Here is a 20,120-nt window from a genome sequence, read left to right on the forward strand (position 1 = left end):
TTTGTTAGGAATTATGTCCCAGCCTCTTTTTTTAAATTATTTTTCATCTAATACTTTAGTTGTAAATCACCTTTTATTAATTGGTGGAATAATTATATTATGTTATAGTAACTTTGTTAACATACAAAAAGGAGCTATCAACTATGAAAATTATGAATAAACTCATTGTCCCTGTTACAGCAGGTGTTTTATTACTTGGAGGATGTAGTTCTGATTCTACAGATTCTAAAGATAATACATTAATTTCTTCAAAAGCTGGTAATGTAACCGTTAAAGATGTTATGGATAAAATTGGTAAAGATCAAATTGCTAGCACATCATTTAGTATTGAGTTAAATAAAATATTAGCTGATAAATATAAAGACAAAGTAGATACTAAGCGTATCGATGATGATATTAAAAAAGAAGAAAAACAATATGGTGGTAAAGATCAATTTGAAAGTATGCTAAAACAACAGGGTATGACCCTTGATGATTACAAAGAACAGAAAAGACTATCTGCTTACCAAAAACAATTACTTAATGATAAAGTTAAAGTGTCTGACAAAGAAATAAAAGATGATACTAAGAAAGCATCACACATTTTAATTAAAGTTAAATCTGATAGTGATAAAGAAGGTTTATCAGATAAAAAAGCAAAAGCAAAAGCTGAAAAAATTCAAAAAGAAGTTGAAAAAAATCCAAATAAATTTGATGACATTGCCAAAAAAGAATCAATGGATTCTGCTTCAGCTAAAAAAGGCGGGTCATTAGGTTATGTTATTAAAGGACAAATGGTCGATAAATTTGATAAAGCTTTATTTAAACTAAAAGAAGGTCAAATTTCTGACATTGTTAAAACAGAATACGGCTATCACATTATCAAAGCTGATAAAGAAGATGACTTTAATAAACAAAAATCTCAATTAAAAACAAAAATTATTGAACAAAAAGTTCAAAAAAATCCAAAACTATTGACAAATGCTTATAAAGACTTATTGAAAGAATACAACGTAGATTATAAAGATAGCGATATTAAAAAATCTGTAGAAGATACTATACTTAATCCAGAAAAATTAAAAGAACAACAAAGTAGTAGTGCTTCATCAGGATTATCTTCATAATTTTCATAAATCAAAAAGGTCGGAACAATATGTTCCGACCTTTTCTCGTCTATTAATATTAATCTAATTTCTCTGGATTATAAAATTGACGGTTATCCATACCAAAGATTCTTTCAGTAAATTGTCCTTTTTCAGTTTTCTTAAATGCTTTATCGAACATATTCATTTTTGCATCAATATTGTCAATAAAGAATAAAATTTCTGCTTCTTTTAGATGTGGCAATTTAGGAGAACCAAACTCCATTTTTCCATGGTGTGCTAAAATCATATGTCGCAATAACATGACTTCTTCACTATCAATACCAAGTTCTTTTGCCGTCTCAGCAACTTCATCACTTGCTATTGAAATATGTCCAAGCAAATTACCTTCTACCGTATACGTTGTTGCAACTGGTCCACTTAATTCTCTTACTTTACCAATATCGTGTAAAATAATCGCGCTATATAACAAACTTCTATTTAATAATGGGTAGATATCACACAATGATTTTGCAATTTTTAACATCGTTAATACATGATAGCTTAATCCTCCTGCAAAGTTATGATGATGAGAACTTGCTGCAGGATAAGTAAAGAATTTATCTTGATATTTTTTTAATAAATGACGTGTAATACGTTGTAAATGTGCATTTTCAATTTCTAAGATAAAATGTGATAACTCATCTTGAATTTCGTTAGGTGAAAGTGGCGCACCATCTACAAAGTCTTGAGTTTTCACTCCATCTTCTGCTGTTGCTAATCGAAATTGATTGACTTTCATTTGTTTACGGCCACGATAGTTAATAACATCCCCTTTTACCCATACAATTATTTCTGGTTTAAGGATTTTCATATCATCTTTTGTGACAGTCCATAGTTTAGCTTCAATATCTCCACTTTTATCTTGAAGATATAATGTCATATAGTCTTTACCTTGTGCTGTTACACCCTGTGTCGCTCTGTGGATTAAGAAAAAATTCTCCACCGAATCACCAGGATTTAATTTTTCTACGTTTCTCATCGTTTCCCGCCTTCCTCTTTTTTATTTAATATCAGCATTTCTCGAGAAGGAATCGTAGTATCTTTTGTACAAGTAAAGTACAATACTTGATGTTCTTGAGATAATTCTCTTAAATAGTTTAACATCATTGATTTTCTTTGTTTATCAAAATGTACGAATGCATCATCAATGATAATTGGGAATGGATAATATGGTTTCAACACCTTAATTAAACTAAGTCTCAATGAAATATATAGCAACTCTTTCGTTGATTGACTTAATTCAAGTGGATGATACATTTGTCCATTTCGATGTTTAACTTTAATTGAATCATTTTCATAAGTAATTAGATTATATTTACCATCAGTTAATGTTTTGAAAATATTAATGGCTTCATCTATCACATATGGTAGTCGTTTATCTTTAATTTGTTTAATGTGCTCATTAATTAGTGTCTCAAGATAACTTAAGCTCGCCCAATCTTTAGCAATATCATTCATTCTATTTTTTAAATTATAATATTGATGACGCAATTGAGATAGTGTTTTATCTGTTTCCATTTGATTAATACGTGCAGAAAGTTCACTCACTTCAGTTTGTTTCTCCAAATATTTATCATTATAATCATCAACTTGTTGAGCTAACATTTGATCTTCTTCTTCTAATTGAGCAGTTGTTTTTTCACTTAAAACAGAACTATCTTCATAAGAGAATTCGTGATTACTCAAATAGGTAGATAAATCATTGAATCGTGATAGTTGTTGTTGATAACGTTGATAAGCTTCGTAATGTTGATAATACTGCTCTTCATTTTGAACTTCAATATATTTAAACAACTCGTTTATAGTCGTTTTATTTTCATCCAAACGACTTTCTAACTGTTTTAATTCTTTACTTAATAGGGTTAATTGATTTTGCAATTGAGATTTCTTTTCTTTTTTACTTTCATACTGAGAAATCCAACCTTTCAAATCATTAAATAATGAAATTTTATTAAACTCGTCGAAACTATCTTTAGTAACATCTTGAGCATGCTCATAGAAGTTAATTAAATTTTGATTTAACTCTATGTTCTCTAATAATAATTTATTAAGTTGTTTATCATTAACTTTAAGTTGATTCATTGTTTTCAAACTATCTACTAAACGTTCATCTGACATTTTATCAGATACTTTAATGTCTTGTTTGATTTCAGAAATATCCTGTGCTAATGCATCAATTGAAGACTGAATATCTGATAAAATCGAATGTTGATGATTAAGTTTATTAGAAAGTACTGATTTAGTATTATTAGCATTATTCCAACGTTCACGCAATTGGTACTGATCATCTAGATTAAAATCTAAATCGTATTTATCTTCGAGTGCTTTAAGTTGTTGTTCTAAATCACTAATTTCCTCACTAATTGTTTCACTATAATCAATATCTTTATTTTTACTAAAGAATAAACCTACTATAAATATCACAGTGAGAATTGCAAAAATAATACTAAAAGTGATACTAGTTGTAATAAATGCAAAAATAGTCAAACCAGCACTCATCAAAGCCAAAATGATAAAGCTGATTTTCAACCATTGATATTGCTTTTGTTTTCTTTCTTTTTCTGATTCAAAGGAAGCTTTTAATTTTGAGTATAAACTTTCTTTTTCATGTAATTCTATTTTTTGCTGATTATATTCTTTTTTCTTTTCAAGTGCTGTTTCAGAAACTAGTTCACTTTCTAATAACTTAATTTCCTTTTCAATTTCCTTTTTTTCAATATTATGCTCACCAATCATACGTTCAACTTGTTGCTTTTGATTTAATTGGTGATTATGATTTTTAATTTTTTCACTTATATAATCTTTCATTGTTTCAGAAGTATCCGCTTCATGATAAACTTCATTCCAACCGATATCATCTTTTAATGTTTGCTGAGAACGTTCGAAAGTTTCTATTTCCTTTTTTAAAGCCTTAGCTTTTAATTCAGATTGCTTGATATCACTCTCTTGTTGATAAAGATGATACATATCACTCACAGTTCTATCATCAGGCATCTGAATTAAATTAAATTCATTTTCTAGTTGTCTTATCTTCTCATCCCTTAATCCTATATCTCGATCAAGTGATTGTTTATATTTTAATGCAGTTTCATATCGTTCAATACCTTGCTCTGGGAATTTCAACGGTTCGATATTTAAATGATGCTCAAGCGATTTCCATTCTTGCGCATGAGCATGAAGTCCTAACTGCTTTTGCTTATTTTCATGCATTTTTGATAATTGCTTAAGATTTTCTTTTAAATGAGAAAGATGGCGTTCTGATTTATCTTTTTCATCTATAAGACGTTGATATTCGTCTAATTTGGTTTCTTCATCTCTTATTTGTGCTTCTAATTGTTTTAGTTCTTCAATTTGTTGATTTAGAATTGGGTTCTTTCCAGCTTTTTTATAAAGCGTAGTTTTTTTCTGATTAACAATTTGCCCCATAGATGTAAATTCAGAAGATCCTAAAGCACCAGCTTCTAATAAATAGCTTTGTAATTGTTGTTCATCTAAATTTCGATGTATATCTTGTAAACCAAGTACATTAAATGAAAATATTCCTTGATATGTCTTTTTTGAAATATAGTTTAATTTCTTCTTAAGCCATGCTTCATCTCTTATCAATCCATTTTCTAAATAAACTTTTACGTCACCTTGAGCACTACCTTTTACACGCTCAACTTCAATTTCTGATTTGTCATCTAAAATAAGCGTTAGCTTGCCCCCATACTGATTTCCCAATCTAGGTTCTAAACGCGGTTCTTTTTCTTTCTTTGTGGGAAAACCAAATAAAATTGAATGAATAAATGATTGTATGGTTGATTTACCTGCTTCATTTTCCCCATAAATTTCGGTAAAAGTCTGATTTAATTCAATCTTACGTTGTACGAATTGACCATAACCGTATATTTCAAGTGATTTAATAATCAATTTCTTCACCTCTCATATCTGCTTTCAATATTTTCTCAGCTCGATGAATGAGTTTTGCCTTATTGAAAGTGGTGTAGTCTTCTAAATATTTTGAAGCTCTTGGATTTAAATATAAATCTGTCATTGCCTCTTCAAACACTTTGTCATCGTTTATGAGTTCATTAGAAAATTCATTTATAAGAGGTGTTTCTTCATTCTGTATATAATTAAGAATCATATCTTCAATGACAATAAAATCATGTTCATTTTCTTCATATTCACTAATCATTTCTCTTATTTGAAGAATATCTTGTGTTGATAAAATTTTGTCATTATCTATATTAATCGTCAATCTATAAAATGCTTTACCTTGTTCACGAACTTGTTTCTTAAACTTTTGAATTTCCTCATAGATACCTTGTTTTGAAATTTTATCAGTCTTAATTGTAGCTTCTTCAAAACGTATAAACTGAGTTGGGATAAAAGTTGTTTCAAGATGTAGATGATCCCCTTCTACAAGCAAACAACCTTTAGTTCCTAATTCACCAAAGTGACGACCTTGAATGTTACCTGAATAGTGAATAGGCGGCATATCACTTAGTTCTTGACGTTGATGAATGTGACCGAGTGCCCAATAATGATACAGTTTATGATTAAGATCTTCTAACATAAATTCAGTATAACGCTGTTTTATGTTAGATTTACTATAAGTTCCATGAAGCATTCCTATATGTATACCATTACTTCCTTGACTAGATGGATATTCATCAATTTTATTTTCATAACTTGTATTGTTTTGATAACTAAAACCATGAATATAAATTTGTTCTCCAGCTTTGGTAATCGCTTGATAGGTTTCAACACGATTTGAAAATACTGATACATTATTAGGCCAATTATCTGTAATTCTAGTTGTTAAAGGATCATGATTCCCATGACATATGTATACAAATATTTGTTCTTTTTCTAGACGTTTAAATTGCTCTTTTAAAAAAATTTCAGCACGTAATGTGCGATTTTCACTATCAAATAAATCTCCTACAATCAACATAAAATCAACATCTTCTTTTAATGCTACATCTACAATTTTTTTAAAGCTCTCATAGGCACTTTTTTGTACATCTTTGAAAATACTTGTCGATAATTGTTGTTTAGATTTAAAAGGGCTATCAAGATGCAAATCTGCACAGTGAATAAATTTAACCATTAATTTAAGCTCCTTAATTGTTTGATAAGGTATCTTTATGTATTACTATATTTTACCATATCTTATGAATATGGGTCGATGAACTTTGACATAAAAAAACTACGCGATTTTATGAAAAAATCGCGTAGTGTCCATTACTTAAATTATTAATTAGTCAACGTAAATTTCGTCTAAAGGTTTTACAATAATTTGATTAATTTCTTGGAAAACTTGACTCATTTTTTGTTCTGCTTGCATTAATTGTGAAATATTTTCATCTTTTTCAATAGCTTGAGCTTGTTCTTGAGCTTTAGCTAATTCTTCTTCAGGAATTTCTTGACCTTGCATTTGTTTTTGTTGGAAATTCATTTGAGTTTCACGGAACTCATCGAATAATTTTTTAGATTCTTCATTTTCTTTAACTTTAGCAAAAGCATCTTTAATAGCTTTGTATTCATCACTATCTCTTAATGCTTGTTCTAGTTGATTTGCATAATCATATAAATTTACTGCCATTTTAAATTGCACTCCTTCGTGTAATAATGATGTTTTGACAACTCTTTAATACCATAACATATTATGATTAGTTATACAAAAATTGCGATTAAACCTTGGAAAAGACCAATCATACCACCTAAAATAAATCCTAATAAGGTAATTAATTTTAATTCTTTATTAGCAATTTCAATAATCAACTTTTCAATGTAATCTAAATCAAATGTATTGATTTGATCTTCTACTAGTTTACGTAGATTAATTTTTTGCATTATCGTTGAGAGATGTTTGGATGCTTGACTAATAATAAGTTGTGTAACTTTATCTGATAACGTTGTCTCTAAATATTGCATTAATCTTGGTGATAGTTGATTAAGTGGTTTATCTATTTTTTCATTTAAATTTAAATATGAAGTAATAAGTAATGTAACTGAGTCTGATAGTTTTGAAAATTGAGCCTCATCAATGATTTTCTTAAGTGATTGTCGTTTCAGCGTCTCATATTCATTATCAATCACTTGGTTTACAATACGTTTTGCTTTAGGATGATTGGTTAAACGAATCAATTCATGTTGGATTCTATCTGCAATACTTTCTTTTGTCATAAACATTTGTAGTAATCCAACGATTTTACCTTTTTCATTAAAAAATGTATCGAGCATGTCATAAATATCACGAGCGCCTTTATCAGATGACAGATAAACACGAGCTCTTTCGCATAATAAATCTCCTAATGGCTCGACTTTCTTATCAATCATTCGCTTAGTTTCTTTTGGTAGTAACTTAATCACTTCTTCATTTCGATGTTCATTATAAAAAGCTAATAGCTTTTGTGAAATTGTATCTTCTAATTTCTCATTGACTAAGTAATCTATTTTAACATCAAACTTCTCAGCAAAGTAACGAATTGTAGCTTGATCACTTTTTAATTTCGCTATTTGCTCCTTAACTAATTCATTAATTGTTTCTTTAGTTTTCGTTTCATTTAGTTTGTTGTGAATCAAAGTTTCTGTAATGAGATGTTCTTCAATCACTTGCCCTATCTTTGTAGCTATTTCATCTCTTCTTTTAGGTATTAAACCAGGTGTAAATGGAATTCGCATATTAAATATATAATGAGCTTTATAGGGATGAAACAACATTCTAATAGCTATAACATTCGTGACACCACCAATGATTGCTCCTATTACTATCATAAAGATGACTACTAATACTGCTTGCATTTAAATAACTCCTTAATTTTTATATAAGCAATAGCAAAATTATACCATGACAAATGTAAACTGCATAACTTAATAGTTCAACGTACATTTATATTTACAAATTTTTGAAATAAAAAAATAATGAATTCATCGCAAAATTACAGTGAATTCATTATTAATTGAAAATAGTGATTCAGTTGAAGGTCAACTCTTCTATCACTATATCTTATTTATATTAAAATTAAACGTGCATTAATTCTTCTTTAGCATTTCTATTAAAGTAAGTTTCTGCTTCTCTTAATTTAGATGTTCCAAAAATAGGTTGTTTTTCAGGATTAAGCACTCTGTAGATATTACTTACTTTATTACTTTGTAAAATAAATCCATTACGCGTTTCCATTGTATTCCAATAAATATCACTTGTTGTAGAATGATTAGGATATGCACAATGGTTTCTTGAAATTGTTTGTACAATTTCTAATGGATCGCAACCAAATGTGTTATTTAAAACATCTGAATCTCTAAATAAAGCACAAATTGATACACAAGTTGTCCAATTTGGTAATACACGTTCTTTTTCGATTTGAACAAGTGTTTTTTTAGAAAGACCTATTGTTTGTGCCATAGTATCTTGTGTGTATCCTGCTTCAATACGCACCATTTTAAATTTTGTTTGAATTAAATCTGTAAAACTCTGTCTATCCATTACTCTTCTCTACCTTTCTAATAGGAGTTATTTTATCCGGACGCAAGAAATTGCAATAATACACATTTCTTGAAACACAAATTACATCTTAATATATTTTCAATAAAATGAAAAGAGAAATTTTTGTTTTTACGTATAATTTTATAAATGGCAAAATTATCAAAATAATTAAACTAATAAAACAAGTCATTTGTCTATCATTATCATATTTTAAAATTACCGTTTTTATTTTTAATAGATCTATTCAATTTATATTAATTTATTTTCAATAGCATATATAGCAGCTTGTGTTCGATCTGAAACTTGTAATTTATTAAATATATGACTGACATGTGTTTTAACTGTTTTCTCAGATACAAATAAACTTTTTGCAATGTCTTTATTTGTCTTACCTTTCACCATCTCTTTTAATACTTCCATCTCTCTTTTAGATAATTTATTATTAAAGTGTGGTTTTTCATGCATTGCATCAATTACATTTTTAGCTTTTGGATGTATTATTTTCTCATTATTTAATACTTTAGTAATAGTAGCAATCAGCTTTTGTGGTTCAACATCTTTAATTTCATAACCATCAGCACCTTCATTAATGGCAGACATAACATATTCATCATCCACATAACTTGTAAGCACTAACACTTTTATGTATGGGTAATATTTTTTTATATAATGCGTCACTTCGATACCATTCATTTTAGGCATAACTAAATCTAATAATACTAAATCAGGCATATTATTCTCATTTAAATATTTAATAAATGCGTCACCATCAGAAAAACTTGCTTGTATATCTAAACCCTCAACTGTTGAAATTAGAAATTCTAGTCCTTGTCTAACAATGTGATGATCATCGATTAAAACGATACTTGCCAAATTTATCACCTACTTTAAATTGGAATATTAAGATAAATAGTTGTCCCCATTTGTTTATCTGATTGTATGTTAAATTCTCCGTCTAAACTATGAATACGTTGCTTGATATTTTTTAGACCATGCGTCGTTTGATTTAAGTCATCACTCACATTAAATCCTTTTCCATCATCATAAATTTTAATATATAATTGATGTTCATTTTGTTGCATGTTAATAGATACTTGATTCGTTTGTGCATGTTTCTTCGTATTATTTAAAGCTTCTTGAAGCATTCGGTACACATTTTCTTCAACTAAATTGGATAATTTAATCAATCCTCTTACTTCGATGTTTAATTTTAAATCTAACATATTCGCATAATGTTGAATCGCATTCACTAACCCATGTTCTAAACCAATTGGCTTAAGTTGCCAAATTAACGCACGCATTTCATTTACTGCGTTTTGACTTGTATCTTCAATCATCTTAAATGCTTTTTTAGCTGTTTTATCCTCTGTGATATCATGTGCAGCATGAGCTGTTAGTTTTAATGAAAAAAGCATTTGGTTAACTGAATCATGTAAATCACGCGCTAGTCGATTTCGTTCACTTATTCGTGCTGCTTCTTTTTCTTGGTCTGTTAAGTATATACGTTTAATTGCAGAACCTATTTGTAAAGCTACTGATTCTAGTAACTCTAAATCGTCTTGACTATATACTACAGTATGAGGTGTCGCGACATTTAATAATCCATACTGTTCATCTCCTGATCTAAGTGGTACTGTCGCATGATGCGTAATAAGATAATCATCTTTTTCACTTTCTTGATTAGCTAAATTGATTCTTGAACAATTTATAATATTAGATGCTTTTGTTAAATTTTTATGATGATAAGCATTGACACACCAACACGTACCATTATTTAAATACTTACAATTATTATTTTTTAATGAATGAGGTAAATCAGTGCTAGCTACAAGTTCTTGTTCACCTTTTTTATTGATTAAAAAAATCCAACCTGTTGTAAAACTGCTACCATTGATTAAATAATCTAATACTTTATTCATCATATTATATAATTCAGTTTCTTCATTAAGATATTCTGCAATTTCTTTTAATAATGCTAAACGTGTCGGTTTTTCCATATTTTCGCCCCATTTTGTTATTTTGCGTTTATTATTATATCGTTTATTTTTAAAATTTAAAAATAGACTGATGAAAACAATTATAATTATCATTGTAAATTATGATATGATTAAACAGAATATAATAGGAGGATATTATGAAATTCAATGTACCTGAAACTTTCAATAATTATACGTTACGTGAAATTTTTCAAAAGTTAAAACTACCAAAAAAAGACTTACACCAATTAAATATGTCTAAAGATATCACGATTAATCAACAACCTAGTAAATTGACAGATAAAGTTGTCACAAATGATGTTGTTTATATTCCTATCCCTGAAGAAAAAAGTAATTATTTACCAAGTTATCGTTACGCACAGATTGCATATGAAGATAACGATTTAGCTATTGTAATGAAACCTAAAGGGGTTAAAACTCATCCAAATGATTTAAAAGAAAGTAATACACTAATGAACCATGTTATCTATACTATGGATAGCGACTACGTTGAACCGATTCATCGTCTAGACCAAGAAACTGTGGGATTATTAATTGTTGCTAAAAATCCTTTAATGAAAAAAATACTAGATAGAATGCTTGAAGAGAATCAAATTACACGTATTTATCGTGCCAATGTAAAAGCATTACTACCTCTAAAACCACAAACAATTGATATGCCAATCGGTAAAGATAAATTTCATCCCAATAAGCGTCGTATTTCTAATACCGGACAACGAGCTATCACTCATATCTTAACATCAAAAATGATTAAAGAAGGCATTTGTCAATTGGAAATAAAATTAGATACAGGACGTACCCATCAAATACGTGTACATTTAGCAGAAATTGGTCATCCTGTCATAGGTGATCCATTATATGGAGATGCTACCTTACGTCAATTAGAATTGAATAGTTATAAGATTGAATTCACTCACCCACTTACTCAAGAATTGATTTCTGTAAGTTTAGATGATGAATAAATTTTTAAAATGCTCCTTTTAGATAACGCAGATCAAAGCATTATCTTTAAAAGGAGCATTTCAATTGATAATGTTATTTTAATGAGGATCGACCATATCTTCTGGTTTAATCCATTCCTCGAATTGTTCTTCTGTAACGTAGCCAGAATTAATTGCTGATTCTTTAAGTGTTAAACCTTCATTATGAGCTTTTTTAGCTATTTGAGCTGCTTTTTCATATCCAATATGAGGATTTAGTGCAGTTACAAGCATTAATGATTGATTTAAATAATGATTGATATTTTCTTCAATTGGTTCAATACCTATAGCACAATTTTTGTTAAATGTTTCCATTCCATCAGCTAATAAGTAAATAGATTGCAATGTATTATGAAGAATCACAGGTTTAAATACATTAAGTTCAAAATTACCTTGAGAACTCGCTATACCTACTGTCGTATCATTTCCTATCACTTGTACTGCAACCATTGTTAGCATTTCACATTGTGTTGGATTAACTTTACCTGGCATAATTGATGAACCTGGTTCATTTTCTGGAATTGAGATTTCCGCAAGTCCGGCTCTAGGTCCTGAAGCAAGCCATCTTATATCATTTGCTATTTTCATTAAGTCTGCTGCCAATGCTTTTAGTGTTCCATGAAGTTGCACCACTTCATCATGTGAGGTTAAAGCATGAAATTTATTTTCAGATGAAACAAATGCATAGCCTGTATGTTCTGAGATATATTTAGCTACTTTATCTCCAAATTCTGGATGTGCATTAATTCCTGTTCCAACTGCTGTTCCACCAATAGCTAAATTTAAAATATGTTGTTTAGATTCAGCTAATAATTGTTCACATTTATCTAGCATATAACGCCATCCACTAATTTCTTGTCCTAATCGAATTGGAGTAGCATCTTGTAAGTGAGTTCTACCAATTTTAATAATTGATTGATATTGGTTTTCTTTTTCTTTAAATGTGTCTCGTAAATGTTTTAAAGCAGGTTCTAATTTCGTTTCAATTTCATGATATAAAGCAACATGCATAGCTGTAGGGAATGTATCATTCGAACTTTGAGATTTATTAACATCATCATTGGGATGAATCGATTCATCGCTATTATGTTCTTTTAAGTACTCATTAGCTACATAACTTACGACTTCATTCACATTCATATTACTTTGAGTACCGCTTCCCGTTTGCCATACAACTAAAGGAAAATGACCATCAAGTTCTCCTTTTAAAATTAAATCACAAGCATAAATGATAGCATCTTTCTTAGTATCACTTAATTTTCCTAATTCATGATTAGCAAGCGCGGCACCTCTTTTTAACTGAGCAAAACCATAAATCACCTCAATAGGCATATGTTCTTTACCTACTGGAAAGTTACGCTTACTTCTTTCAGTTTGTGCGCCCCAATATTTATCAGATGGTACTTCAATTTCACCAAACGTATCATGTTCAATTCTTACAGACATTCAATAATCCCCCTTATTTATGATTTAGTAATAGTATATCATTAATAAAATTAATGTAGCAATTCGAATATAAAGCGGTTTCATTTATAAAAAATAAAACACATGAAGTTGTATTACTTCACGTGTTTAAGAATAAATCTTATTCATATTTATATTTTACTGCTTTTACAACTGAAATAGCACTTATTATATACAAAATAGCGCTTATGACAAGCGTAACAGGACTTATCTTTACTAACATACCTAAAACCCCACCTAAACTTCGATAAAAATCATTAAGTGTATATGCCAAGATTCCTGTTACAATTAATATACATATAACACTAATCATAATTCCTTTTTGATTACTCTTAATGAATGGATGAGCAGTTGCATTATCTATTAAATCCTTTGATAAATTCAATTGTAATTGAATCACTTTAAATAACACTGGTAGATAGAGTGCTCCTAGAGCAATGGGAAAACCTTTAATAGAAATTAAACTAACAATGATTGTAATAATTGTTAAAGGTAGCCAATACTTATGTAACATATTTTTATCTCCTTCATTTTCATTAAAATATATTGTATCATAAGTTGTATTTCATAAAAAAAGCATTTTAATTAATCTATCGAAACAATTAATTAAAATGCTAAAATATATTAATTTAAATCTGAACGCGCTTCTGAATCATGTGTTTGATTATATTTATCTTCATCATTTTCTTCAGAAATCTGTTCCATTTCTTTTCCTAATGCTTCTAAATCATCCATATTTTGAACCATTGCATTTTCGTCTTCATGATAATTACGTTTACTATCTTTACTCATAAAAATAACCTCACAATAAAATTAAATATTATGCAAATCTCGCTGTGAAGTATTCTTTAACGTCTTCCGGTAATCCATCAGCAGCAGCTCTGTCTAAAACAACTGTTACCATACGATGTACTTTTAAATCAGCAGGTAAAAAGTTTGATTTACCATTTTCTTCATATAATCGTTTGATAACTTCACTTTTTTCAGCACCAGTTACAACTAAGATAATTTCGCGTGCCTTCATCAAACCTTGACGAATATTAACATCTAAATGTCCAGAGTTATCAATTGAAACAACTTGTAAAGTAAGTTTTCCTTTATTTTCTTTTGTTTTAATTCTATCATTGATTAATGATTCAGCATCATCATCAAGACTAATAGAATATACTTGCTCAGAAGGTACACCTAAAGCTTCATAGAACGAATGATTATCGTCATAGTCAAGAATATTAATTTGACTAAAATCTACAGCGTTACGATCAACTGATTTTTTTAATTCATCTAATACAGGTGCAGAATCCTTGTTTAAATGGAAACCAGCAATGGTAGTTGGGTTATTGTTAAATTGTTTTCTAATAATATCTCCAGCATAGTCTGCTGCATGTTGTTTATCTTCGAATACTTTAAAATTCATTGCCATAATAATTACACTCCTCTAAATGTAAAGTTCAACTAAAATAATTCATTTATTTACTAAATTACCCTATTTAAGGGGATATCAAACTATTTTAAAATTTTTATAATAATTCATTAATAAATATAACATTTTTTATTCTATTATAGTAATTAATTTTAAATTCTACTTTAATCCTGGGAAGTTTTGTTGTCGTAATGCTTCATAAATCAATAAAGCAGCAGTATTAGATAAATTTAAAGAACGAATATGATCACTCATAGGAATTCTTAAAGCAGTATCTGCATACTTCTCTTTTACCCAATCTGGTAAACCTGTAGTTTCTCTACCAAAGATAAAATAATTTTCTACTTCAGTATTTGAAAAATCAAAATCACTATAAGTTTGTTTACCAAATTTAGTAAGTAAATAATATTTACCATTTGTCACTTCGAAAAATGATTCAATGTTTTCATGATAAGTGATATTAACATGTTCCCAATAATCTAATCCAGCTCGTTTTAGCATCTTGTCATCTGTACTAAAGCCTAATGGTTTAATTAAATGCAAGTGTGTATTGGTACCTGCGCATGTACGTGCAATATTCCCAGTGTTTGCAGGTATTTCTGGTTGGAATAACACAATATGGTTTGTCATTTTTATTTCCTCATTTCTAGTCCTTTTCTCATTTCAACTTGAACTTCTTCAATCTCATTATCAAAATGCTCATAAATAAATGTTCTTGCATCATCGCCTAGTATTTGGCCAATAGCCCAATATGCTGTTCCTCTTATCATGGGTCTTGGATCATTCAATGCCACTTCCTTTAATTCAGGAATAGCCGTTTCTTCACCAAAATGTGCAAGTGCAATAATTGCATTCCGCTGTATAGGTTTCTTACCTCTCCATGCTCCTGCCAAATGACCATAAGTATTTTTAAATTCTTTATTACTCATTTGTAACAATGGAACTAAACGTGGCTTTAATATTTCTGGTTCTAAAATAATATCTTCGTGAGTTGTATTAATGCCTCTATTTTTCGGACAAACTTGTTGACAAGTATCACAACCATAAAGACGATTACCAATTTTATATCGATACTCATCTTTTAAATATCCTTTAGTTTGAGTTAAAAAGCTGATACATTTTTGAGAATTCAGTTGACCATTCCCTACTAAAGCACCCGTTGGACATCTATCTACACAAATTGTACAATCTCCACAACTGTCTAATATAGGATCATCCGGTTCAAAAGGAATACTAACTAACATTTCTCCTAAATATGTCCAAGTTCCTAGTTTTGGATTAATAACAAATCCATTTCTACCAACGAATCCTAATCCTGCTCTTTCAGCTACAGCGCGATCTGAAAGTACTCCAGTGTCAACCATGCTTTTTATTTCGACATCAGGAACCTTAGATTGAATAAATTCACTTAATTTGTCTAATCTTTTTTTCATAATTGAATGATAATCTTGACCCCAAGAGGCTCTCGCAAACATTCCTCTTCTATCGCCTTTTACACTTTTTGGCGCTCCCTTTAGCTTATTTGGATAACCAACAGCAATAGCTATAATAGAACGCGCTGTGGGTAAAGATAATTTAGGTTCTGTTCGTAACGCAATATCTGATTCTTCAAAACCTGATGCATAACCTTTTTCATGATAATCTACTAACTTTTGTTTCAGTTCATCGAAAGGATCAGCAGTAGTAAAACCAATACTATCTATACCAATGGAATACGCATAGTCAATGATTTCCTGTTTAAGTTGATGGTTCATCAACACTCTTGCCTCCTATAAAAAAGTCCATAGAACATTTTAACATAATCTTAATTTTTTATGATATTAAATATTTTTATAAATAAAAAAGAATCTGAGATATACTTTAAAGTATCTCAGATTCTTTAACTTTGAGAATGTTATAAAGAAAGTCTATATTTATAATTCAGAATAAATTCTATCTTCTTTTCTTAATTAACTTTTATTACTTTTTAGATATAAAACCTTATAAATGTTTTATCAGTCTTCATATACAACATGCTATAATACTTTCGCCAAAAAGTTTTTAGTTCTTTCATGTTTGGGATGATTAAATAATTGATCAGGTGTTTCACTTTCAACGACATATCCATCTGCCATAAATATTACTTTATCACCAACATCTTTAGCAAAACCCATTTCATGAGTTACAACCACCATTGTCATACCCTCTTTAGCTAAATCTTTCATAACTTTAAGTACTTCATAAACAACTTCAGGATCAAGTGCTGATGTTGGCTCATCAAATAATATGACATCAGGATGCATAGCTAAAGCTCTTGCTATTGCTACCCTTTGTTTTTGTCCGCCAGAGAGTTGAGAAGGATATGCGTTAGCTTTCTCTTCAAGTCCTACTTTTTTTAGAAGTGCTTTACCTTCAATTTCTAGTTTTTTTAAATCAACTTTTTTTAACAACTTAGGTGCTAAAATGACATTTTCTAATACTGTTTTGTGAGGAAATAAATTGAAATTTTGAAATACCATTCCCATTTTTTGACGTAATTCACTTAAATTTATATTTTTATGTGTTAATTCTTTTCCTTCAAAAATCACTTTTCCATTTGATGGTGTTTCTAATAAATTCATACATCTTAATAATGTACTTTTACCACTTCCTGATGGTCCTATAATTGCTACAACTTCTCCTTTATTAATTTCTAAATTTATATCTTTGAGTACTTCATTTTTATTAAATGACTTATTTAAATTTTGAACTTTAATCACTGGCTTTCATTCTCCCTTCGATTAAACTCATACCTCTAGATAATGTAAATGTTAAAACAAAGTACATTATCGCAGCGATAATTAACGGTGTAAAAGGATCAAATGAAATACCTTGTACAACCTGAGCGTTAAACATAATTTCTCCTACTCCTATAGTAGAAACAATAGATGATTCTTTAATTAGTGTTACAAATTCATTACCTAACGCTGGTAAAATATTTTTAATTGCTTGGGGTAAAATGATATATCTCATTGTTTTAGAATAATTTAATCCTAAACATTGCGCTGCCTCTGTTTGCCCTTTATCAACAGCATTAATTCCAGCTCTAACTATTTCTGCAATATAAGCAGAAGAATTAATAACTAGTGCGATAGTACCACATACTAATGCTGAAACGTCTAAACCTAGAACAGCTGTCGTTCCAAAGAAAACTAAAAATACTTGAACTAACATCGGTGTTCCTCTTAAAAATTCTATGTAAATAGAGGCAATCCATGAAAGCAATTTAAACTTACTCAATTTAGCTAAAGCAATTAAAGCTCCTAATACTGCTCCTAATACTACACCAATCATTGATATTAAAATTGTATTTTTAAGTCCTTTGATAAAAAATGCACCATACTTATCAAAAAAGCTACTATCGTCTTGCATATCTTTAGAAGCTTTGTCCATGTATTTGCTAATTAAATGTTGGTCATTGACTTCCTTAATAGATTTATTGACATTCGCTAAAAGAATAGGTGAATTTTTTGGCACAGCTATGACATTATCTTTCTTTTCTTCATTAAAATTCACATTAGCTATCATTAAGCTGTTATTTTGTTTTACATATGCTTCAGCAACAGGTTTTTCTATTACCAACCCTTCTACCTTATTACTTTTAACTGCAAGAATAGCATCTGGTAGACGATTTAATGAACTAATGTCTGCATTCTCTATTTCTTGTTGCGCAATTTTTTCTTGTTCAGTCCCTTTTTGTGCTGCAACTTTTTTATTAGAAAAGTCTTTTAATGTATGAAATTTATTTTTATCGCTTTTTCTAATAAGCATTACATTGCCCGTTTTAGTATAAGAATCTGAGAAATCAACTTCTTTCTTTCTTTCTGGTGTTGAAGTCATACCAGAAATAATAACATCAATTTTTCCCGTTTTTAATGCACCGAGTAAACTATCAAATTGCATATTCACAATTTTTAATTTTAAGTGATTATCTTTAGCAATTTTTTTAGCTAAATCGATATCTATACCTGCGTATTCACTCTTACCTTTTACAGTCTTTTCAAATTCAAATGGTGCATAATCAGCTGATAATCCTACTCTTAATTCCCCACTTTCCTTAATTTTTTCCCATTTTGCATCTTGATCAGCGTGAGCCATAGGTTCTATATTTATAAAGGTCAAACTAATTAAGATTGCTATGATCATTGTTTTAAAAATATATTTCATATAGCAACCTCCTATAACTTTTTAATTATTATACATAATAAAGTATTAATATGCAATAAAAAATTCAAATAAAAAAAGCATCTACATTACTATAGATGCTTAAATACCTTTAAAATAATATTATTGGTGAGTGATTTCAAATCTATAAATATTATCATTATATGATGGTATAAACTTTTTGCATAATTCATGAATAATAAAAGCACTAATGAATGGAACAATAAAATAACCTAATGCTAATAGAAGAATATTAAATGTTGAATCACCCGGCATTCTATTAAACGCATTAATTGGACCAACTAATCCTGTATAACCAAATCCAGCTGATAATGGTGTTCCTTTTATTCCAATGAAGTATGTTAACAAACCGGAAATAATACCATTAATGGTTAATGGTATTGCAATGATTAAATGTTTTAAATAAACAGGAATCATCATCTTCGCAGCGCCAATAAACAAAACTAAATTGACACCAACTGAATTGACACGTAAAGAACCAAAGAAAAAAGTAACGCATGCAGCAACAATTCCCATGTTTGCAGCACCACTACCTAACCCATTTAAACTAATAGCTGTAGCAATAGCAACTAGAGAAATTGGCGTAACCATTAGTAGTGAAAATGTCACACTTATCAAGATAGACATAATTAAAGGATTAAATTCAGTAAATGAATTAATCATATGTCCTAAACTTTTTGTGATAATTTGTATATATGGCAAAGTCATTAATCCAATTAATCCGCTGACTACTGGAATAAATACAGGTAAAATAATCATTTCTAAAGAACCAAATTTTCCTTGTAATAATAAATATAAAGCACATGCGATAATAATAACTAAAATTACGTTTATAATATCGCCAATTCCTTTTAATGCAATACCATTGGCATTCATTTGTATAGCTCCAGAGCCTAACATTGCAGATATACCTATCATACTAGCACCCGCACCACTAAATTTGAATTGATGTGCTGCCAGTATTCCAATAATAAATGCCATAAATGATTGAATAATTGTCACTAATTGAAAAACAAGCTCTAATATTGGATGTTGATCTTTAAATAATTTTAGTAGTTCTCCTAAAAGTGCATTTGGAAGTAATGCAATAACTACTCCTGCACCAACTGCATTAAGAATATTACTAAAAAAATATTTTAAATTTATTCTAGTTCTACTCATAATAGCCTCCATTTTTAAATATTAGCTATATAATATTATATTATCTCATTTTATACAATATAAAATAAGTAGTTAAAAAAATATCAAATAAAAAAGGATTAAGTAGAGTGTTCTACTTAATCCTTTTAAATCCATTACATACCGGCGGTCGGGGTCGAACCGACACTCCAATAAAGGAACGGGATTTTGAGTCCCGCGCGTCTGCCAATTCCGCCACGCCGGCTTAATATATATAAATAAAAAACTTCCCTATGGAAGCAATTATGGAGCGGAAGATAGGACTTGCACCTA

General features: G+C 29.3%; 20 protein-coding genes and 1 tRNA gene. 3 read left to right on the forward strand and 18 right to left on the reverse strand.

Features of this window, described 5'->3' with window-relative positions; translation table 11 throughout:
- Positions 1 to 143: 143 nt before the first annotated feature.
- The gene (locus tag HMPREF3131_RS01340; protein ID WP_017176388.1) at positions 144 to 1,103 is read left to right on the forward strand and encodes a peptidylprolyl isomerase PrsA; all 960 of its coding nucleotides are present in this window, start codon (positions 144 to 146) and stop codon (positions 1,101 to 1,103) included.
- Positions 1,104 to 1,161: 58 nt separating this feature from the next.
- Here the strand turns inward: HMPREF3131_RS01340 and yhaM are convergent, their stop codons facing one another.
- The 8 genes from yhaM to HMPREF3131_RS01380 form a co-directional block, all read right to left on the reverse strand.
- Positions 1,162 to 2,103 carry a 3'-5' exoribonuclease YhaM gene (gene yhaM / locus HMPREF3131_RS01345; protein ID WP_002449625.1) on the reverse strand — a complete coding sequence of 314 codons (942 nt, stop codon included), beginning with the start codon at positions 2,101 to 2,103 and terminating at the stop codon, positions 1,162 to 1,164.
- A complete protein-coding gene (locus HMPREF3131_RS01350) occupies positions 2,100 to 5,036 on the reverse strand; it encodes an AAA family ATPase (protein ID WP_019835690.1) in 2,937 nt (978 codons plus the stop codon). Before HMPREF3131_RS01350 ends, yhaM begins: the two co-directional genes overlap by 4 nt.
- On the reverse strand, positions 5,026 to 6,222 hold the full coding sequence (locus HMPREF3131_RS01355) for a DNA repair exonuclease (protein WP_017176391.1): 1,197 nt from the start codon (positions 6,220 to 6,222) through the stop codon (positions 5,026 to 5,028). Before HMPREF3131_RS01355 ends, HMPREF3131_RS01350 begins: the two co-directional genes overlap by 11 nt.
- A gap of 150 nt (positions 6,223 to 6,372) precedes the next feature.
- Complete coding sequence (locus tag HMPREF3131_RS01360) at positions 6,373 to 6,717, reverse strand: YlbF/YmcA family competence regulator (RefSeq protein WP_017176392.1); 345 nt, start codon at positions 6,715 to 6,717, stop codon at positions 6,373 to 6,375.
- Positions 6,718 to 6,788: 71 nt separating this feature from the next.
- Entirely contained in the window at positions 6,789 to 7,919 is a 1,131-nt protein-coding gene (locus HMPREF3131_RS01365; protein ID WP_017176393.1) for a DUF445 domain-containing protein, read from the reverse strand.
- A 220-nt stretch (positions 7,920 to 8,139) separates the two neighbouring features.
- Entirely contained in the window at positions 8,140 to 8,604 is a 465-nt protein-coding gene (locus HMPREF3131_RS01370; RefSeq protein WP_002449642.1) for an XRE family transcriptional regulator XdrA, read from the reverse strand.
- 249 nt (positions 8,605 to 8,853) lie between these two features.
- Positions 8,854 to 9,477, reverse strand: coding sequence for a response regulator (locus tag HMPREF3131_RS01375; protein ID WP_017176394.1), 624 nt, complete (start codon positions 9,475 to 9,477; stop codon positions 8,854 to 8,856).
- Positions 9,478 to 9,491: 14 nt separating this feature from the next.
- The gene (locus HMPREF3131_RS01380) at positions 9,492 to 10,601 is read right to left on the reverse strand and encodes a GAF domain-containing sensor histidine kinase (protein WP_017176395.1); all 1,110 of its coding nucleotides are present in this window, start codon (positions 10,599 to 10,601) and stop codon (positions 9,492 to 9,494) included.
- Between the two features lie 137 nt (positions 10,602 to 10,738).
- Here HMPREF3131_RS01380 and HMPREF3131_RS01385 point away from each other — a divergent pair, with 137 nt between their 5' ends.
- Entirely contained in the window at positions 10,739 to 11,563 is an 825-nt protein-coding gene (locus HMPREF3131_RS01385) for an RluA family pseudouridine synthase (protein ID WP_019835689.1), read from the forward strand.
- 78 nt (positions 11,564 to 11,641) lie between these two features.
- Here the strand turns inward: HMPREF3131_RS01385 and fumC are convergent, their stop codons facing one another.
- From fumC to HMPREF3131_RS01425, 9 genes are all read right to left on the reverse strand, one after another.
- Positions 11,642 to 13,027 (reverse strand): class II fumarate hydratase, encoded by a 1,386-nt coding sequence (gene fumC / locus HMPREF3131_RS01390; protein ID WP_017176397.1) that lies wholly within the window; start codon positions 13,025 to 13,027, stop codon positions 11,642 to 11,644.
- A 139-nt stretch (positions 13,028 to 13,166) separates the two neighbouring features.
- Entirely contained in the window at positions 13,167 to 13,559 is a 393-nt protein-coding gene (locus HMPREF3131_RS01395) for a hypothetical protein (protein WP_017176398.1), read from the reverse strand.
- A gap of 110 nt (positions 13,560 to 13,669) precedes the next feature.
- Complete coding sequence (locus HMPREF3131_RS11125) at positions 13,670 to 13,843, reverse strand: SAS053 family DNA gyrase inhibitor (RefSeq protein ID WP_249339582.1); 174 nt, start codon at positions 13,841 to 13,843, stop codon at positions 13,670 to 13,672.
- Positions 13,844 to 13,865: 22 nt separating this feature from the next.
- Positions 13,866 to 14,465, reverse strand: a complete 600-nt coding sequence (locus tag HMPREF3131_RS01400; RefSeq protein WP_017176400.1) for a 6-phosphogluconolactonase — start codon at positions 14,463 to 14,465, stop codon at positions 13,866 to 13,868.
- A gap of 159 nt (positions 14,466 to 14,624) precedes the next feature.
- Entirely contained in the window at positions 14,625 to 15,095 is a 471-nt protein-coding gene (trmL, locus tag HMPREF3131_RS01405) for a tRNA (uridine(34)/cytosine(34)/5-carboxymethylaminomethyluridine(34)-2'-O)-methyltransferase TrmL (protein WP_017176401.1), read from the reverse strand.
- A 2-nt stretch (positions 15,096 to 15,097) separates the two neighbouring features.
- On the reverse strand, positions 15,098 to 16,219 hold the full coding sequence (gene queG, locus HMPREF3131_RS01410; RefSeq protein ID WP_019835688.1) for a tRNA epoxyqueuosine(34) reductase QueG: 1,122 nt from the start codon (positions 16,217 to 16,219) through the stop codon (positions 15,098 to 15,100).
- Between the two features lie 261 nt (positions 16,220 to 16,480).
- Positions 16,481 to 17,203 carry an amino acid ABC transporter ATP-binding protein gene (locus HMPREF3131_RS01415; protein ID WP_019835687.1) on the reverse strand — a complete coding sequence of 241 codons (723 nt, stop codon included), beginning with the start codon at positions 17,201 to 17,203 and terminating at the stop codon, positions 16,481 to 16,483.
- Positions 17,196 to 18,650, reverse strand: a complete 1,455-nt coding sequence (locus HMPREF3131_RS01420) for an ABC transporter substrate-binding protein/permease (RefSeq protein WP_070436372.1) — start codon at positions 18,648 to 18,650, stop codon at positions 17,196 to 17,198. The genes HMPREF3131_RS01415 and HMPREF3131_RS01420 overlap by 8 nt, the downstream gene beginning before the upstream one ends.
- A gap of 120 nt (positions 18,651 to 18,770) precedes the next feature.
- Positions 18,771 to 19,814: a PTS sugar transporter subunit IIC gene (locus tag HMPREF3131_RS01425; protein WP_368909295.1), complete on the reverse strand. Its 1,044-nt coding sequence runs from the start codon at positions 19,812 to 19,814 to the stop codon at positions 18,771 to 18,773.
- On the opposite strand from HMPREF3131_RS01425, the gene HMPREF3131_RS11615 reads away from it, so the two are divergent.
- Positions 19,786 to 19,854, forward strand: a complete 69-nt coding sequence (locus tag HMPREF3131_RS11615) for a hypothetical protein (RefSeq protein WP_353775006.1) — start codon at positions 19,786 to 19,788, stop codon at positions 19,852 to 19,854. The two genes, HMPREF3131_RS01425 and HMPREF3131_RS11615, sit on opposite strands and share 29 nt — an antisense overlap.
- 114 nt (positions 19,855 to 19,968) lie before the next feature.
- Here HMPREF3131_RS11615 and HMPREF3131_RS01430 read toward each other — a convergent pair.
- Positions 19,969 to 20,052 (reverse strand) — tRNA-Leu (locus HMPREF3131_RS01430).
- Positions 20,053 to 20,120: the final 68 nt, after the last annotated feature.

It is taken from the genome of Staphylococcus sp. HMSC14C01, from assembly GCF_001808085.1.
Classification (GTDB): domain Bacteria; phylum Bacillota; class Bacilli; order Staphylococcales; family Staphylococcaceae; genus Staphylococcus; species Staphylococcus hominis.

Coding starts and splice junctions, on each gene's coding strand:
- HMPREF3131_RS01340 (WP_017176388.1), top strand. CDS start 144: ATGAAAATTATGAATAAACTCATTGTCCCTGTTACAGCAGGTGTTTTA.
- fumC (WP_017176397.1), bottom strand. CDS start 13,027: ATGTCTGTAAGAATTGAACATGATACGTTTGGTGAAATTGAAGTACCA.
- HMPREF3131_RS01380 (WP_017176395.1), bottom strand. CDS start 10,601: ATGGAAAAACCGACACGTTTAGCATTATTAAAAGAAATTGCAGAATAT.
- HMPREF3131_RS01365 (WP_017176393.1), bottom strand. CDS start 7,919: ATGCAAGCAGTATTAGTAGTCATCTTTATGATAGTAATAGGAGCAATC.
- trmL (WP_017176401.1), bottom strand. CDS start 15,095: ATGACAAACCATATTGTGTTATTCCAACCAGAAATACCTGCAAACACT.
- yhaM (WP_002449625.1), bottom strand. CDS start 2,103: ATGAGAAACGTAGAAAAATTAAATCCTGGTGATTCGGTGGAGAATTTT.
- queG (WP_019835688.1), bottom strand. CDS start 16,219: ATGAACCATCAACTTAAACAGGAAATCATTGACTATGCGTATTCCATT.
- HMPREF3131_RS01400 (WP_017176400.1), bottom strand. CDS start 14,465: ATGGCAATGAATTTTAAAGTATTCGAAGATAAACAACATGCAGCAGAC.
- HMPREF3131_RS01360 (WP_017176392.1), bottom strand. CDS start 6,717: ATGGCAGTAAATTTATATGATTATGCAAATCAACTAGAACAAGCATTA.
- HMPREF3131_RS01370 (WP_002449642.1), bottom strand. CDS start 8,604: ATGGATAGACAGAGTTTTACAGATTTAATTCAAACAAAATTTAAAATG.
- HMPREF3131_RS01355 (WP_017176391.1), bottom strand. CDS start 6,222: ATGGTTAAATTTATTCACTGTGCAGATTTGCATCTTGATAGCCCTTTT.
- HMPREF3131_RS01395 (WP_017176398.1), bottom strand. CDS start 13,559: ATGTTACATAAGTATTGGCTACCTTTAACAATTATTACAATCATTGTT.
- HMPREF3131_RS01385 (WP_019835689.1), top strand. CDS start 10,739: ATGAAATTCAATGTACCTGAAACTTTCAATAATTATACGTTACGTGAA.
- HMPREF3131_RS01420 (WP_070436372.1), bottom strand. CDS start 18,650: ATGAAATATATTTTTAAAACAATGATCATAGCAATCTTAATTAGTTTG.